An 18680-nucleotide genomic window follows, 5' to 3' on the forward strand; every position below is an offset into this window, starting at 1 on the left:
GTATCCAGTTTAAAGCTGCCAGCCGACATTCATAAGAGGTGAATCACTGATGTCGGGTTCATCCATCCCTACATGGATCCGCTGCAGTGCGACTGACGCTGGGAGACTCGCCTGGGCAATCTGCCGCTCGATTTCCATCCGCTGCAGTTTCTGTTCCCATTCGTAGTCTGGAGGCAGGGGTCCAAGTGGAAGCGGAGAGTTGTCTATGCCCCACCGATCTCTGAAGATCGCGACGGCGCGAATAAGCCTGTTGGTATCGTCCGGGTCTACCTGCCCCAGGAACGTCTGAAGGTCTCGCGCCCAATCTGTCTCCAACACCAAAGCTGTTTGGAACACGGCATCCGACCTTTGCAGCATCCGATTCCTCACCTGATAGATCATGGCTGCCAAATCTGGGCGGTTCGTGAAGACAGACTCGGGCACCGCACGAGAGCTGGTCGACGATAAGCCCGACTCGAGGCTGCCAAGCCGGGAATGCATGACGGACGTGATGTCTCGCGCCGAGGGGCGGGTCTGAAGCGCTTCGAGCACAAGACGTTGTGCGCTCGGCCGGCTGACGGCACTGCACCGCCGCCAAGCAGCGACAGCTGCACCCCACGACGGTGATTGCTGAAGCTCGCTGATCCGCTCCGGCGCACGGGATTGTAGAAACGCAGCCAAATCCTCACCGGCTGCGATCTGTGCAAGGTAGTCGTACTCGGCGCTGAGCCGTTCCAGGCTGTCGGCCTTTGAACGTTCGGCAGCCTGGACCTCATGGGCAGTCCGCTCGGCACCTTCCGCCGCTAGGACCTCACCGATGATCTCGCGCCAGGACGGCTGAACCGACGGGTCAAGAGCATCGTGATCGAGAGGATCGTTCTCGCTGATGTACGCGTAATTGCCCGAGCGCCCTCGGGTCATGCTCACGTACAGCAGTTCGCGGGTGAGCCGCCCGCGCGTGACCACGGTATGGCCACTATCAACCGTAAGACCCTGCGAACGGTGTGCCGTCGTCGCGTAACCCAACTCAACCGATGTCTCAACATAATCGTGCCGGAGCGTCACAGCCGCTCCGTTATCGCGGCGAACTGCGTCAAGGGAGCCATCGCGCCGGGGGGAGCGGACGACGTCGAGCATGGTTCCGTTGCGGATGAAGTCACCTTTGCTGTCCCAGATGGTTCGGTCGTTCTGACGGGCGATAATGGTGTCTCCCCGTCCCGCTTTCAGCCCATCGCCGAGCGGTACGGTCTGCTCGGCATCCACACTGCCCTGGATGACCAGGTCCGCCTGGGCACGTTCATTGAGCATGCTTACCGTGTCGTTGTCAGCAGCAATAAGAATGGACGATTTTCCGGCCCGGATCTCAGATTGCCAGTTCCCGTACGCCTGGTCGATCATGCTCAGATACATGCCGTGACGGATGCGCGCATGCTGCTCGTAGGCGGCGACAGCCTCGACGTTCCCGGACCGGAGCTTTAGCGAAGCATCCCGCTCCCATGCATGCTCGAACCGCCAGATCGCGCCGAGCCTCGCAGTTTTTCCTTCCCGGTCCAACCAGCCGAGGATACCGCCGGCATCGATGGCATCCAGCTGGGCAGGATCGCCCACCAGCAGGATCTTGGCTCCTGCGTCTTGTGCCTGGTGCACCAGGGCGGCGAGCTGGATCGTGGAGACCATTGAGGCTTCGTCGACGAGTATGAGCTGATTCGGGTGGAACCTCCATTTCGACTGCTCGGCGGCCATTCGAACGGTCTCTTGGGCCAAACGAGTTCGCCGCGAGCTTTGAGGATCCAACCCGGAATCGATGTGACGTTCGAGATCGAAGAATCGGGTCGCTCGGTGGTTTGCACCATTCCCGACGGACTCGTAGAGCCACTTTGCGACGTTCTCCGTGACCATGCCAAGTTCCCACCCGAGCACCTCTGCGCTCGCGGCCGCCGGTGCCAGTCCTAGGACACTGCCAGGCCCAAACTCTGACTCCCAGAGAGCCTTTACGGCGCCGAGAGTGGTTGTCTTGCCGGTTCCGGCCGGACCAACGACGGCGTCGAGTCGGTTGCCGCTCAGCAGGACTGTGGCTGCAGCAGCGCGCTGGTCCGCGTGAAGCTCGACGGAGCCATTGCGCTTGTAAGAGTCGAGCGCATCCATGGTGACGGAGACTCGCACCGCTGGCCCGCCGTCGTGATTCCTGGCCCCCATAACCACTTCCTCACACGCAAGGGTCGTAGCGTCGGTGTAGAGACGGGAGCCATGGAAATCGAACACACTCTGTGTCCCGTGGCGTAGGTCGGGTGCCGCGCTCGGATCGACGCTGTACCGGTATTCGTTAAGTGGTACCGACTGGCGTTCAGCGGCGGTTGCAACGGAATCGATGAGACTGCTGCGGTCTTCGGGCGTCAGGCAGCGGATTTCGGCGCAGACCCGCTCGGCCTCGGCGAGCAGATTCCAGCGGTTCCAGGTGGATCGCTTCGCCGCGACGCGATCCTTGGCGATCGAGGCCACAGCTTCGACCCAGTTCGCGGTGAAGTCACAGCTTTGGAATGGGGACGTGCGTGAGCGCCGGATGGTTTCGTGGAGGACGCGGCTGGGGTCGTAGCCCAGCTTGCGGGCGCGCGCCTGCCACTGGCGGGAGAGCATGTAAAGCGGCCTGACAGTTTCCGTTTTCGGCGCGCGGGTAGAGAGTGTCGCCTGCTGCCGGAGCTTAACGATGGTCGTAGCGGTTGGACGCCGGCCATGCTCAGCGGCCCAGAGGGCAACCAGCCGGTCCGTTTCCAGATCGATGAGCCGTGAGCGGTTGGAGAATTCCCGGATGAGTATTTCGTCGACCCCGGTAAGTTGCTGACTTGCGTTGTGAGTGTTTGCGGCCGGCTCCCGGATCTCAGTGTCGGTGCCGAGGCTCCGCTGGAGGGCATCGAAGAGGAGGCCGTTGTAGTGTTCGCTCGCCGCGACGGCCGCCTTGTAAATAGTCCGCGAGTCCAGGGTGACCCAGGCCCCGTCGGTTGTGCGCTGCACGCGGTTGGCGATGACCAGGTGGGTGTGCAGTTGAGGGTCTCCGGCACGGGACTCCCAGTGGTCAAATGCGGCGGCAATAGCCCCGTGTGTGCCGATGTGGGCTACGCCGTTCCGTCCTGCCCGGGTGTGGATGACGAATTCCTCGAGCCATCTGAGTGTGGCCTCGACGGCGGCGTGGTGTGTTTCCAGGATTTGGTTCTGCACCGTTCGGGGGCTCATAGCCCAGAGGACGGAGACCGACTTGGGGACGCTGAAGGTCAGGTCGAATCCGACTACGGCGTGACGTTTGGCTGTGTGGCTTTCCTCTGTTTTCGCGATGGTGGGTTGGCTGTACGTCCGTCCCAGCGGCGCCCCGGTGTCCGGATGGACAGCGTGGTCGAACAGGGCTTTGGCATCTGACTCTGTGACCGATTGTTTGGCTGCACGGTTGATGCCGCTGAGCCCGGATCCAAGCCACCTGCCGGGTGGCGTACCGGCTTGCATGTAGTACGTGGTGGCGTCGCTGGGACTGACCTGCAGGTCGTCCATCATTGTGGTTTTGAACAGATACTTCAGGCCCGACTGCGCAGACAGCCTGGCGATGGACATGGTCATGGGCGCTTTGCTTCCGCTCGGCGCTTCTGTGAAATCCAACCCCGGCGGCGGAGAATCTCAATCGTCCCGGCGTCCAGTGGCAGTCTGTTTGCCTGGGCAAGGGCCACAAGCCTGGCTGAGATGTGGGCCAGATCCTTGATGTTGATGCGCTGTGCCCGCTTGAGGTGGGCCAGTTCCGCTTGGAGATGTCTGATACGGGCCTGCTGTTCAGCGTTTATCGCTTCAACGTGCTCGAGGTCTGAGGCTTGGGATCTGAGCTTCGTTTGAAGATCCTCAAGTGCATGTTGGCAAAGCCTTGTCGCTGACTCGCCGCGTCGCCTGCGCGAGCGCTCTTCGACAGGCTTGTGGAAAGCTCGCTCAGTATCGGACTGTGTGGGTAAAACGGCCGGGGCGTCGATCGGATGGGCAGTTTCTCCCCGTTTTCGTTGCCGTCGTCGGCGGTCGCGCTGCCTGTCTGCGCAGCGGGTGCTGCAGAATCGTTGACCGTTGCGCGACGCTTCGAAGCCGCTGCGGCACTCCTCGCAAATCGTTCTGATCACGTTGGTTCATCAGCACGAACATCGACTGCAACATGACTGAGCGTGAGGCACTCCCACGGCGCTTGCCTTGGATGCCAGAGGTGTGAAGGGGTTGGACAGCTCAGGCAAACGGCTGAACTGAGTCGGGAGGGTTGCGGTAAAAGGTAGGTGCGCGAGTCGTTCTGACTGGGCAGTCGGAGGGGATTCGGGTGTTCTGATGTAGCTGCTTCATATCGAAGCGCGGCAGTAGCCTGAGGGTTTTCGGATCCGCGCTTGGCACAGCGCATGTGGCCGGTATTGGAGAACCGCCAGGAAGGGGCCAGACGGGCCAGCAGTGCCCGCCCAGGAAAATGCCCAATGGGTATTCCATCGGGCATCGTCGAATGCGTGATCGGTCAGGCCTCGAGACCGCGGTTCTGGTATGCCGTCGTCCTGTCCATGCTCCACCCGGCAAGCATCCCAGCGCCGATCATTTGATCACTGAGTCTGGCCAGGTGGTATTTGGGGTCAGCTTCGAGGGCGAGTTGCAGAAATTGGTGGGCCTTGCTGCCTCTGCCTTCCCACCAATTGATAAAGGCGATGGCAGTCAGGGTCGGTGCAGAGTGCCTGGCTGCGCTGTGTGTGTAAGCGTGGACCAATAGCTGCTCTGCCCACTCGATGCGGGACCATCGTGGCTTGTTTTGGGTCTGAGCCATAAGTACCTGGTCCATGGGTTCGTCGATTCCCGGAATATCCGCCATGAGCCGGTCCCTGATGGCAGGGAATTGGAGGTTCGCAATGAGGCCGATCGTCTGCTCGTCGTCGGGGTAGGTAGTCGCATCGAGCATCCCGGTCCAGAGCGTGCGGGCTTGTTTCATTGCATCCCTTCTTGTCATGGTTTGAATCGCAAGAACTTGCTGCTCGACGGCGTCCGCGGCCTGGATCTCCTTGGTGGAGGCTGGGAGCGTGATGCGGTTAGTCGGTTCGATGACGCTCCCGCGGTAGACGAATTCCGCGTTGATCTGACTCGACTGGGTGGCACTCAACGGGAGCCTGACGCTGTGCCTCGGGTCGCCGTCGTACTGTGAAACTGACTGTTCCCCGACCAGGAGTCCCTCCCGGATGGACATTCCGCACTCAGCGAGGGCACCTGTCAGCGCAGCGATGGTTGCCTCGTGAGGCCTACTGTCACCGATCTGGGTCTCTGATGTGTAAACGGCGAAGAGCACGCTCGCCGCCTCGGCATCATGGGCCAAGTAGCCGGCAACCATACGGGCATAGCTGATTTCAGCGCCTGGCTTTGGCAGGTCTACGCGGAGTGTGGCCCCAACGCGGTTGTCAGCCAGAGTGATGCACACCAAGCTTTCCTGGGGCCAAAACCCCAGGGTGTGCCCGACGAAGCTGAGGACGTCGGCAGGGGTCTTGATGCTCAGCGGTTCCATTTTTTCTTCTCCTTTATCGCCCGGCCTGCACAGGGTGTGCCGATCGGATTCGTCCGTCTTCTGATCGATGATCAAGCGCTGGCAATGAGGACCGGGGTCAGGTTGGCGAACCGAGTAGGGTCCGCAGCTTGTGTGATACAGCGGCAGCGAAGCCGAATCGATTTTGGATCAGTATCGGCGCAACTGCTTAGTTGCTGGGCCCCGCCAGCGGTGGTGGGGATCGGAATGACAAAGAGCAAAGAATCTTCTGGTCATTCATGGGTAAATTCAGCCGGCACAGCGTGACCCGGGCGAAGTCATATCGTGCCGCGGAGGACTTTAGGCCTCGCCGATAGACGGGCGCAGACAGCTACTGATATGCCCGGAGCGGAGGATTTCTCCTGCTCTGGACATGTCCAGAGCAGGAGCGTTCAATGGAGTTCTGAGGGAATTAATTGGCAGCGTCGGTCGAAGGTTGGCGCAATTCATCCCAGACGGTGATGTTCATGGTGGATCGGTCATTCGTTACCGGATCAGCTTCCGCGGAACACGCCGCAGTCGCTTTCAAGGCGTTGCGGCTCCCGTCCCACCTGACTCTTGAGTGTTTAGTCCAGGTTGTGGAGGGCTTTCGAAACTGCCGCATCGAGATCGAAGTCTCGGGAGCGCTGAACGGTGGGTCCGTTTGCGGGCTATGGCTTTCGACAGCGACGACCGAAATCATCCTGCATGCTGCAACGCCTTCAGTGCTTCACCGTCAACAATTCGTCCTCCACGAGCTTGGTCACATGGTTCTGCGCCATGACGAGTTGGTCCTTCCGGCCGACTATGCCAGCGTCCTCTTTCCCAACCTTCCAGGTGAGTTGGTTTCCCGCGTGCTGTCCCGAAGCAGCTTTGTGGACCATATCGAGGCGGCGGCAGAAACCCTCGCCGATCTCTTTGCGTCTGCAATTCGGGACAGTGCCATCGAACCGCGTTCGTTCGAAAAGATATTCGGATGATCCAGTTCCTTGCTGCCACCCTAATGTGGGGCCTCGTGCTTTGCCTTCTGCCGGGCATACAGCGTCGGGCTGACCAAAGCATTGTCGTAGCAGCGGTTACGATCGCGGCAGCCCTCACTCTGAACGTTGACCGGGTCTACTCTGCAGGAGATGCGCTACTCGGTGGTCGAAATGTCTTGGATCTGGGCGCAAACATTCTCATGGTCGTTGGCATCTATTTCCTGTCCCGGGCTATTCTGCGGGCGGCGGATCCCGACGATATCCCGTCGGGGCACGACCGCTTGGGCATCGCCGTTTTGGGACTTGTAATTGCTGGCCTCATCGTCTGTTTCAGCCTGATCGAGGCGCCATATTCTTCGACGACATTCATGAAGGACTTTGGAGATCAGTGGTCGGCGGCCACATACTCCGCCCTTCAGTTTGTTTACATCGGAGCCGTGGTCAGTGTTACCGGCTACACATGTTTCAGATTCCGCGGCGATATGTCCAGACCCTACTTCCGCGTGGCTTTCACGCTCATCGGCGTAGGCTGCTCGTTAGCAGTGGTCCTAGTCTTGGCCGTTTTGGGAATGGATGTTCTCCACCTTCAGGGCGACTTGGCAGGGATGTATGCACTATCAGTGGTTTATGACGGGGCGTTCATCGGAGCAATGGCCTTTCTCTGTGTAGGACTGGCACTGCCACCAATGGCTCGTCGACTCCAGCGGATCAAGGATTCGAAGGCCGAAGCCAGCCTGGTCAGTGGCCTCACGGAGGTCTGGGAGAGGATGACCGAGTCAATGCCGGAAATTCGGCTCGTGTCCGCCGTGCCTGCCGATCGGCAGAAGTCAGCCAGATGGCGTCTCCACAGGATGCTGGTGGAAGTGCAGGATGCCCTTCTTATGGATCCGGGCCTTTCGAAGACACTGGATGAGGGGGACCGCCGGCTTCTCGAACGAGTCGAGCGGTACTTGGCAGCAGGTCCTGGGGGCAGGGCTGATCGAGCTGACCCTCGACCTACTCGAAAGGGGGAGCGCACCTCTTGAGAGATCCAGACGCAGACCTTCCGGAAACGCCTCAGGCGAGGCTCGCCAGAAAACTTAACCTCCTCCTTGACCTGTTCCAAGCTCAGGGAACGGAGACCCTTACCTATCGAGAAATCAGCCAGCACATGGAGCGCCGAGGAACACCTCTGTCCCGCTCTCGATGGGCTTACATGCGCAGCGGAGACAGCTCCCTGGCGACAGACGACGCCCTGCTAAGGAATCTGGCTGAATTCTTCGGTGTCGACTCGGAATACCTGTTGGATGACGCCGCCGAAGTTCCCGGCCTGGTTGATGCTCAACTGAAGCTGTTGCGTACTATGCGGGAGGCCCGGGTTCGGAACTTTGCGGCAAGGCAATTGCAGGATATATCCCCAGAAACCCTCGTGCGGCTTCGAAAGGCAATTGACGAACGTCAGGTGGGTGATGACGACGGCAACAGTTCGTAGGGTCACCCTGGCGCTTGCCACGACGGCGATTGCCGGGGGAGTAGCGGCTTTCGTTGCTGCCGCTTACTTTGCCCGGCAGGTGGTTGTTCCCAAGAGAACACGCAAGGAGGACCTCCCGATCCGAAGGGTCTTCCGAGACGCTGATGGTTCGTCGCTGATCGAGTTGCCCGCGTCGCCGCAAACGACGGCTCCGGGCCGCTACAGTCTCTGGTTCGCCGGTGGCGCTGGCCATGCCTGTATTGGTTCGGTGACAGCAGAGGATCCGGAGGCTGGCACGGTTACGCGGTTGGTCGAACGAGTCGACGCCGGTGATCTGACGGCTGCACGGGCTGGAATATGGAGCGGTTACGTATTCTCGAGCCCCGACCAGCTGGGGCTGCCGTACTCGGACGTTTCCATCCCAGTTGAGAATGGCGTCGCTCCGGCATGGAAATTTGAGTCTCCTCGTACGCAGAAGGCTTCAGACATCTGGGCCATCCATATCCACGGCATGGGAGGAACAAAAGCGGGCGCTCTCCGCGGTGTCCCAGTCGCCTGTCGGTTGGGCTTCACATCTCTCGTTGTCTCATTTCGGAACGATGGTGAGGCTCCTGCGTCTCCTGACGGGCGCTACATGCTGGGCCAAACCGAATGGCTGGACGTCGAGGCTGCGGTGAAGTTCGCCGTGGCGGAGGGGGCCCGTCGAATTGTTCTCTTCGGGTGGTCACTGGGCGGATCGATTGGTCTCCGCCTTGCCGATTTGTCGGACTACGCGGGCTCAATCTCGGGGCTCGTTCTCGATGCACCAGTCATTGACTGGACCAGGACACTTAGGTCAAACGCCAGGGCAAGCGGCCTGCCAAGCGCGATCGCATCGCTGGGGTTGCTATTCCTCCACCGCAAAGCATTCCTGTGGGTTACAGGACTTGCAGAACCGATCGACTATAAATCTCTGGACTGGGTGGGACGTGCTTCTGAACTCACGAAGCCGGTACTCTTGCTGCATGGAGAGGGGGACCGGTCCACACCGTTCGAGGTCTCGCAACTTGCTGCCAACCTTCGCCGCGACCTGATTCAGTTGGTCCCTTTCCATGTCGAGGGACACTCGCAGGAGTGGAACGTGGACACGGAGGCATGGGAGGCCGCAGTCGTGGAGTGGGTTCTGGGGCGCACACGATCAGGCCGTCATAGTGGTCCTGGATCGGGTTGACATACTCAACAAGATCAGAACACCCCCGCCCCATCAGAACCGGCCGGTGGATCGAATCTTAGGAAGAGTTCCCGCTGATGAGCGTTAGGGCCGAATCGCCTCGGTGACCTGAGACGCTCCTTTGGAGCGGGGCGGTCTCGTTCACTGCCGGATCGTCGGGCTACATGCCATTACGGCTGCCTGGCGGCGGCATTCGGTGCGGTGAGTTTCTTCCGTGAGGTGTACTCAGCCATACCTAGGTTGGAAGGGCAACGGAATAGCCCTCAGACAGGGCTAGGAGGATGCGGCCGCGACCATCATCGAACCGCACCCACATGGCTGAACCGTCCGTCAGGGAGCCGTCTGCAAGGCCACAGCCAACGTACCTGCCGCCCAGCGATACCTGGACATGCTGGCCAGGGTCTATCCGCTGCCATATGCACCGCGGTGCCGGCTCCTGGTCATCGATCGGCGGGCCGGGTGTGCTGACAACGGAGTCCGGGAGGGGAGCACTTGGCCTCGAGGAATGAGAGTCCGGAGTTCGACGGCGCGCAGCCGGCTTGCCCAGCCTCAGTGAGGCTGCCTGTTCATTGCGAACAAACCGAAGTTCGCCGATCGCGCCCAGCACACGTTCTCTCGTATGGGCGGCCACTGCGGCTGGGCGGTTCAGTACATTCGAGACGGTAGAGATCGACACACCTGCGGCGATTGCGACGTCCTGAATTGATGCGGGATTGCCCACGGCGGTGCCTCTCTGACGAACAGTTTGCAAGCGAATTACGACAAGCGTAGTCGTTTATGCGACACTATGGAACTAGTTTCAGAAATTTTCTAAATGCACTTGAGTGTGAGACCCAAGCCACACTAGGCTCGGTCCGAATCGCCTTCCGGAACTCACCGGAACGCCCTTAGTCACAAGGTGGTCTGCGCAATGTTGCGTTCTAGAGGATCTTCATACTCGCTGGAAAAACTAGTTTCGAAACGGAGGGCGGCCGGTGCCAGCGCACTGTCCCTGGCTGTCCTGGCCTCGGGCCTGTCGTTGGGGACCGCGGCTGCATTCGCCGTGGACCCGGTGGGCCCCGCCGTTGCTAGCCCGTACACCGACGCAGTAGATCTGGGCAACGCAGCATCGGAAGCTGCCCATGCCTTCACAGCCGGACCGTCCCAGGTCATCACCGGTGCCGGCGGTCAAGACGCCCGGGTCGCACTCCCGCAGTCTCCCCAAAAGAGCTTCACCGGTGAACTGACGTTCACGGTCAGGGTCCATCCCGCTAAACAGAACTACTTCACACTTAAGACCTGGGGCGAGGATGCATCCCCGTACAAGACCGTCCTTCTGATCAACGGCGAACAGGTCAGTTACAAGAATGGCGGTGATTGGGAGGCCAATAACGTCGGCGTCCTTGGCGGATTGAAAAACCGCTTCCAGTTCAATACTTCGATGCTTCCGCTGAACATGACCCATGGCCAGTCGTCTGTGCAGATCACCATACGGACGTACGCAGGCGTCACTGGACTGGCGGACAAGGCCTCCCGTCCCTATTACTCGGCCTACAGCCACACCTCACCCACTGTGGCATTGGCCGCTGAAGACGACACGAACTACACGCCCACTGCCAAGGCCGCGGCGGGAAGGACAGACGCCGAGGAACAGGCCTTCATCGACAAGTACCACAACAAACTGGTCGACACATTCAACGCCCAGACCGCAAGAGCAGACGCCAACCCGGCCGTCCCCATGTCCATTGAACGTTACAAGGAAGACCTGCGGTTCTACGCGGAGGCTCTGCATGAGAATTGGTCGCCTGCCCAGACGAAGGAACAAAAGAACGCTGCCTTAAAGCGGATCTTCAGTTCTATCGATGCCTTCGCCAAGGAATACTACGGCGACATCCGCAAGCTCTCCAGCGGTGGCCATCAGTCTGACTGGGGCGGCTACTACTCGATCATTGGAGAGATTCTCTACATCTCCGAGGACCTCATTAACGATCCTGAGATTCTCGGTTACGAGGCGTTCAGGGAGTATCTGTCCCAGCCCCTGCCGACGAACACCGTGGACGGCGAGTTCTCTATCTCTGGAGTTGACTCCGCTGGCGGCGAGCTCAGCCGCGGCGAAGCCTGGGAGCGGATGCTCAAGGCCAGTTTCGATTTCTCCCGCTCCCGGCTGTCCTACATTTACAACCAGGTGCTTTATACGTACCAGGGTGCCTGGCAATCGGCAGAAGGCCTGCGGGTTCTCGGCTCCGGACACTACGAGGGCAAGCAACGCGCACACCGGATCGCCTTGGAAGCACTTGGGGGCGCCCCGTTCCTCGGCGAGGAAGTCCTGACAGATGCCTCGGGCCGGGAACTGGACCTTTACCACTCCCTGTTCAACCACGACAACACCGCCGAATTCACCAAGGACGCATATGACGTCGTGTTCCGTGGCCTCGCCCAGAGCAAGACGGACGACGCCGGGGCGGTGGTCCGGCGCGAACCTTATGGTGAGCATTACACCGGCATCACGGCCGAGGGGCTGTCCCGCGAGAATGGCTACGTCTATGCCTACGGCGAGAGCGTGAACTACCTGCCCAATTGGTTCCGCCGCACGCTGGGCCACGAGGGCGATCAGGATCTCAACGACTCAATCCTCAAACTGACGCTGAAAACCATTGGGGCCCGCGCGAACATGCGATACAGCGAGGAAGACGCTGCCGGCAATCGCGCAATGTACGGCGAGCAGGTCATTGATGACCGGACCGCAGCGTTCCCGGGGCGGATGGCATACGCAGTCGAGGATGGAAAGGGCGTCTCCATGCTGTTCGCCAGCCTGGAGAAGCACATGGCCGCGAACGAAGCCCGCTATGCCGGCGATGAGTGGACTGCGAGCTGGGACAACGCCCGGAAAGCCGTCGGCGCGGTCCAGCAACAGGTAGCGGACAACCAGTACTTCCCCACCTTCGACGCCTCCGAAATGGCCAATTACAAATACGACCTCAAACTGCCCGAAACGTGGAAGTACGTCACCGCGGACCGTGGCAAAGTGTCGCGATTCGGCGCGACGCCCGCAGGCTACGTGTTGCCGCACACAGACCTGGACCGCTACACGGACGACGAACTGGCCGGTCTGGGCGTTTCCCGGGCCGGGCAGGACACGGAATTCGGTTGGGTCGATGTGGATAACGGTGTAGTTTCTGCGCGCGACGGCGACAAGCACTTCTTCTTCAACCTCACCAACCGCAACCGCGGGTTCGCCGGCTCCGGCAAGGTGCATGTTCGCACCGACGACTACGACCAGACTGCCCAGATCGCCACAGACGGCGTGCTGGATTACCAGCGCGCCACCTTCCGGGCTCCGGATGCAGAGGACCAGATCGTCTTTGACCGCTACCTCACCGCCGATGACAGGCCGCTGGCTATCTCCGGAGAGCTCCTGCCGGTCAGCTATCAGCCCGGCGTCGGCGAGGTCTCCCGTGACAACTTCAACGAGGACAACCCGTACGCGGGCTACCCCAAACTGATCACCTCCCAGTACGGTGAGTACCTCGTGGCTGTTAACACCACCCGCGACGAGTTCCAGAACAAACAGGACTACTCGGTCTCCGTTCCAGGGGCGGGCTCGTCGGTGTTGGATCTGGTCTCGGGCGAGCAACTGCCCGTCATCGGGGGCAAAGTAACAGTACGGGCGCAGTCCGGCGTCATGCTCAAGCTGGCCTCGTCCGAGCCTTCAGCGCTGATCGGTCTGGTCGACGCGGTAGTCGCCACGTCGTCGCACAACACCGTGGGCTTGGATTGGGACCTGGTGCGGGGCGCGGACAGCTACCGGGTCTCGCGTTCCACGAGCGAAAACGGAACGTATACCGAGGTAGGCAGCGCAATACAGGCCACGTCCTTCTTGGACTCTACGGCTGAACCGGCCAAGGAGTATTTCTACAGAGTGACTCCGGTAGGGGCAGATTCTGCTGGAACCGCATCCGCTGCCGTCAGGGCTGCGACGCTTAGCGCCGCCGCCTCGGAGAGGGGCAACACGGGCTGGCGTTCCGACCTGGTGGGCGCCAGCGCCACCGGAAACGTGTCGATCAGCGGAAACAAAGTGACGTTCACCGGGATCGCCACTGGGGGTTTCGCGAAAGCGAACGACAATGTCATCTACACCCGCTTCCAGCCCGACAGCCTGGCTTTGGGTACCAGGCTCATGGCAGGCGACACCGTCATTACCGCCAGGCTGGACGCCGCCAAACCGGGCAACGGTGCCATCATCCGGGACAGTACAAGTGCTCTGGGTCGCTACATCTACGTCGGGGTAGCTGGTGACGGTTCCTTGGAACTGAAGACCCGCACGTTGGACACGCGTTCCGACATTGGCCAAGGCAAAGCCGGCGACAACGCCGGCGGCGGATCGCAGCGCAGCCCGTTGGGCGCGAAGCTGGCCGCCACAAGCGCCGCGGACACTCCCTTCGTGAAAATCACCCGGGACGCCGAAACACACAGGTTTACCGCTTCGGTGTCAGCGGACGGCGAAAGTTGGACGCGGGTGGCCGAAGAGACCATACCGATGGCAGATGCTGCCTTCGCTGGCGTGGCAGCCACCGCCGACGCACAGGTCACCAAGGTGAAGGTCAAGGAGGGCCCCGACGGTGCCGTCCCGTCGTCGTCCAGGGTTGCCGACGTCGCCCAGATCCACTGGAACAAGCCCAAAGACGCCATCGCCTTCGATGTTTATAAGTCCGATAATCCGGAGCTCGCCGGGACGGATCCGCGTGAGACAACGGGCTGGGTCAAGGTCCTCGATAATAAGTACGCCGCCGGAATCGACGATAAGGTCCGAACCGACAACGTGCTTTACGCCGTCGTATCGAGGAAAGTGGACGGCTCGACCCAATTCTCCGGCACCTACGCTGCAGCTTTCGGCGAAACCCTGGACCAGGTGGTTTCCCGCGCCAAAGGGCTGGCTGAGGCGGACTATAACCGCGGAAGCTGGTTCGTCCTGCAGGAAGCCATCACCAACGCCGAGATTGGCGTCACCGAGGGCAGCACCGACCTGACTACACACCGAGCCGGGCTATATGCGGCCTTGGACGGGCTGACGGGGAAATCAGATTTGTCCAAAGTCCCTGTCCTTGAGCGGGCTGCTATCACCACCTCGCATGTGGGACACGCTGGCTCGGGCGCCCTGAACGAGATCGGCAAGAAGGTCTACGATGGGTCCATCCAAACCACAATTTCCCTTGCCAGCGGAAACGCACTGTGCTGGGTTGACGCTGATTTTGGCTCCAACCCGCTGCTGGCTGCCAGAATCCGTGCCTATCCGCAGACCGCACGGGCGGATACCATTGCACGGATGAACGGCGCCCAGCTGCAGGGGTCCAACGACAAGGCAAGCTGGGAGCCCGTCGGTACCTGGAACAACGTGACCAAGGCTGGCTGGTACGAAATCCCCGCAGCGCCCAAGTCTTACCGCTATTACCGGTACACCGGTGTCACTGCTTCGTCCTGCAGTGTCACTGAGATTGAACTTTACGAGGTCCTGCTGGACAAGTCCCTCGCAACCGTCCTGCTGGACCGCGTAGCCGCGCTGGACAGCTCGTTGTACACGCCTGCCACGTGGGCGGCGGTATCCGAAACAAAGGCGGTGACAGAAGCTGCCCTCAACGGCCAGCAGCCGGCACTTGATGAGGCCACTGCCAAATTGGCCAGCGCACTCAAGGCTCTAGCTCTGGCCTAAGCAGAGGTCTTTACGCGACAGTAATTGAGGCAGGAAGTAAAGGAAGGGCCCCGGTGTTCAGAGTGAACTGGTCCCCAGAAGTTGGACTGGCCAAATAAAATCCTAAGCCGCGAGGGCCTGGGCCCGGTATTGCACCGGGCTCAGGCCCTCAAGCTTTGTCGAGATTCTTTTGGTGTTGTACCAGCGGATGTACTCATGCAGTGCCGCTGCCAGTGCGTCGGTGTTGATGAACCGGACCCGATGGAAGAGTTCTTCCTTGAGGTGTCCGAAGAAGTTCTCTATCACGGCGTTGTCGTAGCAGTTGCCCTTGCGGGACATCGACTGGACCGCGCCGGCGCCCTGCAGCAGATTCCGCCATGAGACGTGCTGGTACTGGAATCCCTGGTCAGAATGCACGAGCGGCTGCTGGCCTTGCTCCAGACAGGCAAGGGCCTGGCGCAGCGAAGTGTTGGTGAGCTCCAGGTTCGGTGACATTCCAATGGAGAAAGAGATGACCTGCCGGTCGAAGAGGCCCACGATCGGCGAGAGGTAGAGCTTCCGGTCGCCAACGCTGAATTCAGTCACATCCGTTACCCACTTCCGGTTCGGGGCATCAGCCTCGAACTCCCGGTTGAGCACGTTCGGGGCAATCCGGCCCTGCCCGCCCTGGTAGGAGTTGTAACGCTTCTTCCGCCGGACTTTGCAGACGAGCCCCAGGGAACGCATCAGCTTCAGCACGGTCTTCTTCGCGACCGTCCACCCGTGCTTGACCATCTCGATGTGGATGCGCCGATGCCCGTACCGGCCATGATTCTTCTTGAAACCGCAGCCTTGATCGCCTCTTGGGGATCGGGAGCCTGGAGGCGGGCCTGGTGATAGAAGATTGTGGACCTGGCAAGACCTCCGGCCTGCAGCAGAACCGGAAGCGGGAAGTCAGCCTTGAGGACAATGAGGGCCTGGACCTTCACCGTCGTTCCTGCGCCCTCAAGGCCCGCAATTTTCCCAGGTAAGCGGCTTCCGCCCGCAACCGCTCGTTCTCCCGCCGCAATCGCTCCAGTTCGGGTATCTCCGCGGGCTGCGCGGCCGGTGGCGCCTGGGGCCTGCCTTTAGGCTTCGGGCCCAACCCGTCTGCGCCCTCGCGACGGTAGACAGGTGCCCACGTCTTCAGTAACCCGGGAGAGGACAAGCCCACCTCCGCCGCAAGATCAGGGGCAGTCTCACCCGCGATGAACCGTTCGACCAATGCGAGCTTGAATTCGAACGAGTACGCATGCTTTGTTGGCTTGGCCACCAGCGCTCCTCGACCATGGATCTTCCACCGCCGATAGAGAAGCTTTACCGGCGCGCGAGAGACGCCCAGCAAGCCGGCTGTCGCCGTATCTGCAATGCCCTTCTCGAACCACGCTACAGCGGCTCGTGCTGATCCTCTGACAACGAACTACGTGCATGGCTAAAACTGCTCCCCGGAAGTCGGAACTGAATTTCTCAGTCCAGCTTTCGGGGAGCAGTTCATGATCACCGGGGTCCTTCTTCTTGACCCTTCCAAGTGTGCTTCGTCCAAAGACGGTAGCGGCCGCGTCGGTTAGCACCTCAAATCGAACAAACATGCATGGTTCGTCCTGGCGCAACGTCGCATAAGCCATTGCCGCTCCTGCAGGGCATTGATGAGCTGGCCATTGGTAACCCTGCGGACCAGTTGTACCTTGTCCAACGCGGCGAGCAGTTGGAGGCTGAGAGCTTCGACCAAGCCTGGGATCGCTTGCATGTTGGTAGGGTCTGGACACCTCCGGCGCAGAAGGACCTAACGCTGGGCAGGGCATGACGTGTCCGGCCCGGGGGAGTTACCGGGACACAGCAGAACACCACGGTCAGGACCGGGGTGTTCCTATCCTTCAGCGGCGGCGGCGCCGCCGCGGCGTTTGGTCTTAGCCCTTCAGGCCGCCGGCAAAGCCCTGGATGATGTATTTCTGGAGGAGGAAGTAAATGACGAGAATTGGAGCCAGGCCAATGATCAGGCCAGCGAAAACAAGCTGCCAGCGTGACTCGTACTGGCCCAGGAAGCTGTATAGCGCTACCGGGATGGTCTGCTGCTTGCTGCCAGAGAGGTAGAGCAGCGGTGTAAGAAAGTCGTTCCAGATACCGATCGCGTTCAGGATGATCACGGTCCCGGTGACAGGCCGTGCGAGCGGGAAGACCACGGACCAGAAGGTACGGAACGGGCTGGCGCCGTCGATCCTTGCGGCCTCCTCAAAGTCGGTAGGCATGGTCCGCAGGAACGACGTGTAGAGAAACACGGAGAACGGCACAATGTGTCCCGTGTAGTAGATCACCAGCGCCCAGACACTGTTGAGGAGTCCTAGATCGCGCATGGTGGAGTACAACGGAAACAGTGCCAGCTGGACCGGCAGAAGCAGTCCGGCCATAAAAAGGACAAAGACCAGCTTGGACCAGGTCCTGGTGATGCGGGCCAGGGGATAGGCAGCCATGGCGGCCATGAAGACGATCAGCACCAGGGACAGCAAGGTGATGGTGGCAGTGTAGAACATTGCAGGGCCGAGTCCCGCCTCGGTCCAGGCAGCGGAAAAGTTCTCGAAGGTGGGGCTCGTAACGGGTTGCAGCGGTGAGCCCAGGTCGCCTTCTTTCTTCAGCGCCAGGTTGACGAGGATGTAGAGAGGGATCATGACTGTCAGTGCTACCAGGATCATGCCGGCTTCGCGGACGCCCGTGCGCCAGGTGTAGCGGTTCATCGGTTTTCCTGCCTTGCGAGAAGTTTGTATTGGATACCGGAGACGAATGCTACGGCTATGGTCAGGATGACGGCCATGGCGATGCTGTACGAGTATTGGCCGAACTCGGAACCCGTCTTGTAAATCTGACCGGAGAGCGTGACTGTGGCGTTGCCCGGGCCGCCGCCGGTCATGACCTGAATCTGGTCGAACAGCTTGAGGCCACCAATGATTGAGAGCATGAGGTTCACGGTGATGGCCGGTGCCAGAAGGGGGCGGGTGATGGCGAAGAACTGGCGCACGGAGCCGGCGCCGTCCACGGCAGAGGCTTCATAGATCTCCTCAGGAATGCCCTGCAATCCGGCGAGGAAGATCACCATGGAGTAACCGGAGAATTGCCAGACGATGGTCATCACGATTGCCCACGGTGCCAGAGCGGGATTCCCCAGCCAGTCCTGATGCAGCCACGCGATCCCGAGCGAATCGGCGGTGGAGTTGATTGGTCCATCCGGAGCGAACATAAATTTCCATACGTATGCGGTCACCACGGGTGTGAGTACGGCAGGTGTGAAGAGGATGACCCGCAGGATGTTCCGGGACTTGATCAGCCTGTGGACGCCCAAAGCCAGCAGCAGGCCGATGCCGTTCTGCAGTATCGTGACGGCCAGCGCGAAGAACAGCGTGTTGACCAAGCTGCTTGCTGCGGCTTCGTCAGCAAAGATCTTGGCGTAGTTATCGAAGCCAATGAATTTGAGGACAGGGCGGAGGCCGTTCCAGTCTGTGAAGGAGTATGCGAGCCCACGGGCCGATGGCACGAGGACGGCGAACGTGTAGAACGCCAGCGCCGGCAGGATGAACCACCACGGTGCCGCGGCTCCAGCTCTGGTCAGGCCATTCTTACGCTTCCGCAGCCGGCCGTTCCGGCGCCTGGTCGCTTTGTCTTTGACCGTGGGTTCGAGATCGGTGGCAGGCACCACTTGGAGCGTCATGGGGTCCCTCTTGGGCAGCGCGCCCGGGCGGGCAGATGGTCGGATGTGGTGGTGGTCATTGTGAGGAGTCTTCCGATCACTTCGTCGTGGTTGCTGTGATCGCCACGTCTCTTGGCGATGGTTACTTCTGGGCCCGGTTGAA

General features: G+C 60.6%; 11 protein-coding genes and 1 pseudogene. 5 read left to right on the forward strand and 7 right to left on the reverse strand.

All coding sequences use genetic code 11. The annotated features are described in order from the left end of the window. Positions 1 to 9: 9 nt before the first annotated feature. On the reverse strand, positions 10 to 3576 hold the full coding sequence (gene mobF, locus ACP7AX_RS06120) for a MobF family relaxase (RefSeq protein WP_426225752.1): 3567 nt from the start codon (positions 3574 to 3576) through the stop codon (positions 10 to 12). Between the two features lie 919 nt (positions 3577 to 4495). Continuing rightward, the gene (locus ACP7AX_RS06125) at positions 4496 to 5521 is read right to left on the reverse strand and encodes a DUF4192 domain-containing protein (RefSeq protein WP_426225753.1); all 1026 of its coding nucleotides are present in this window, start codon (positions 5519 to 5521) and stop codon (positions 4496 to 4498) included. A gap of 434 nt (positions 5522 to 5955) precedes the next feature. On the opposite strand from ACP7AX_RS06125, the gene ACP7AX_RS06130 reads away from it, so the two are divergent. The 4 genes from ACP7AX_RS06130 (at position 5956) to ACP7AX_RS06145 (ending at position 9158) form a co-directional block, all read left to right on the forward strand. Next, positions 5956 to 6498, forward strand: coding sequence for a hypothetical protein (locus tag ACP7AX_RS06130; protein WP_426225754.1), 543 nt, complete (start codon positions 5956 to 5958; stop codon positions 6496 to 6498). Next, the gene (locus tag ACP7AX_RS06135) at positions 6495 to 7523 is read left to right on the forward strand and encodes a DUF6545 domain-containing protein (RefSeq protein ID WP_426225755.1); all 1029 of its coding nucleotides are present in this window, start codon (positions 6495 to 6497) and stop codon (positions 7521 to 7523) included. Before ACP7AX_RS06130 ends, ACP7AX_RS06135 begins: the two co-directional genes overlap by 4 nt. Before the next feature lie 170 nt (positions 7524 to 7693). Then, positions 7694 to 7969 (forward strand): hypothetical protein, encoded by a 276-nt coding sequence (locus ACP7AX_RS06140; protein ID WP_426225756.1) that lies wholly within the window; start codon positions 7694 to 7696, stop codon positions 7967 to 7969. Then, the gene (locus ACP7AX_RS06145; protein ID WP_426225757.1) at positions 7947 to 9158 is read left to right on the forward strand and encodes an alpha/beta hydrolase family protein; all 1212 of its coding nucleotides are present in this window, start codon (positions 7947 to 7949) and stop codon (positions 9156 to 9158) included. Before ACP7AX_RS06140 ends, ACP7AX_RS06145 begins: the two co-directional genes overlap by 23 nt. A gap of 235 nt (positions 9159 to 9393) precedes the next feature. On the opposite strand, the gene ACP7AX_RS06150 is transcribed toward ACP7AX_RS06145, so the two are convergent. Then, positions 9394 to 9879 carry a LacI family DNA-binding transcriptional regulator gene (locus tag ACP7AX_RS06150; protein ID WP_426225758.1) on the reverse strand — a complete coding sequence of 162 codons (486 nt, stop codon included), beginning with the start codon at positions 9877 to 9879 and terminating at the stop codon, positions 9394 to 9396. 189 nt (positions 9880 to 10068) lie between these two features. On the opposite strand from ACP7AX_RS06150, the gene ACP7AX_RS06155 reads away from it, so the two are divergent. Beyond that, on the forward strand, positions 10069 to 14844 hold the full coding sequence (locus tag ACP7AX_RS06155) for a hypothetical protein (RefSeq protein ID WP_426225759.1): 4776 nt from the start codon (positions 10069 to 10071) through the stop codon (positions 14842 to 14844). A 102-nt stretch (positions 14845 to 14946) separates the two neighbouring features. Here the strand turns inward: ACP7AX_RS06155 and ACP7AX_RS06160 are convergent. From ACP7AX_RS06160 to ACP7AX_RS06175, 4 genes and pseudogenes are all read right to left on the reverse strand, one after another. Continuing rightward, positions 14947 to 15633: pseudogene (locus ACP7AX_RS06160) on the reverse strand (IS3 family transposase); the annotation flags it as partial. Positions 15634 to 15787: 154 nt separating this feature from the next. Further along, a complete protein-coding gene (locus tag ACP7AX_RS06165; RefSeq protein ID WP_426225760.1) occupies positions 15788 to 16114 on the reverse strand; it encodes a helix-turn-helix domain-containing protein in 327 nt (108 codons plus the stop codon). Positions 16115 to 16748: 634 nt separating this feature from the next. Beyond that, positions 16749 to 17570: a carbohydrate ABC transporter permease gene (locus ACP7AX_RS06170; RefSeq protein WP_426225761.1), complete on the reverse strand. Its 822-nt coding sequence runs from the start codon at positions 17568 to 17570 to the stop codon at positions 16749 to 16751. After that, positions 17567 to 18538: a carbohydrate ABC transporter permease gene (locus ACP7AX_RS06175; protein WP_426225762.1), complete on the reverse strand. Its 972-nt coding sequence runs from the start codon at positions 18536 to 18538 to the stop codon at positions 17567 to 17569. Before ACP7AX_RS06175 ends, ACP7AX_RS06170 begins: the two co-directional genes overlap by 4 nt. Positions 18539 to 18680 lie beyond the last annotated feature (142 nt).

The organism is Pseudarthrobacter sp. DSP2-3-2b1 (assembly GCF_049895945.1).
Taxonomy (GTDB): Bacteria; Actinomycetota; Actinomycetes; order Actinomycetales; family Micrococcaceae; genus Arthrobacter.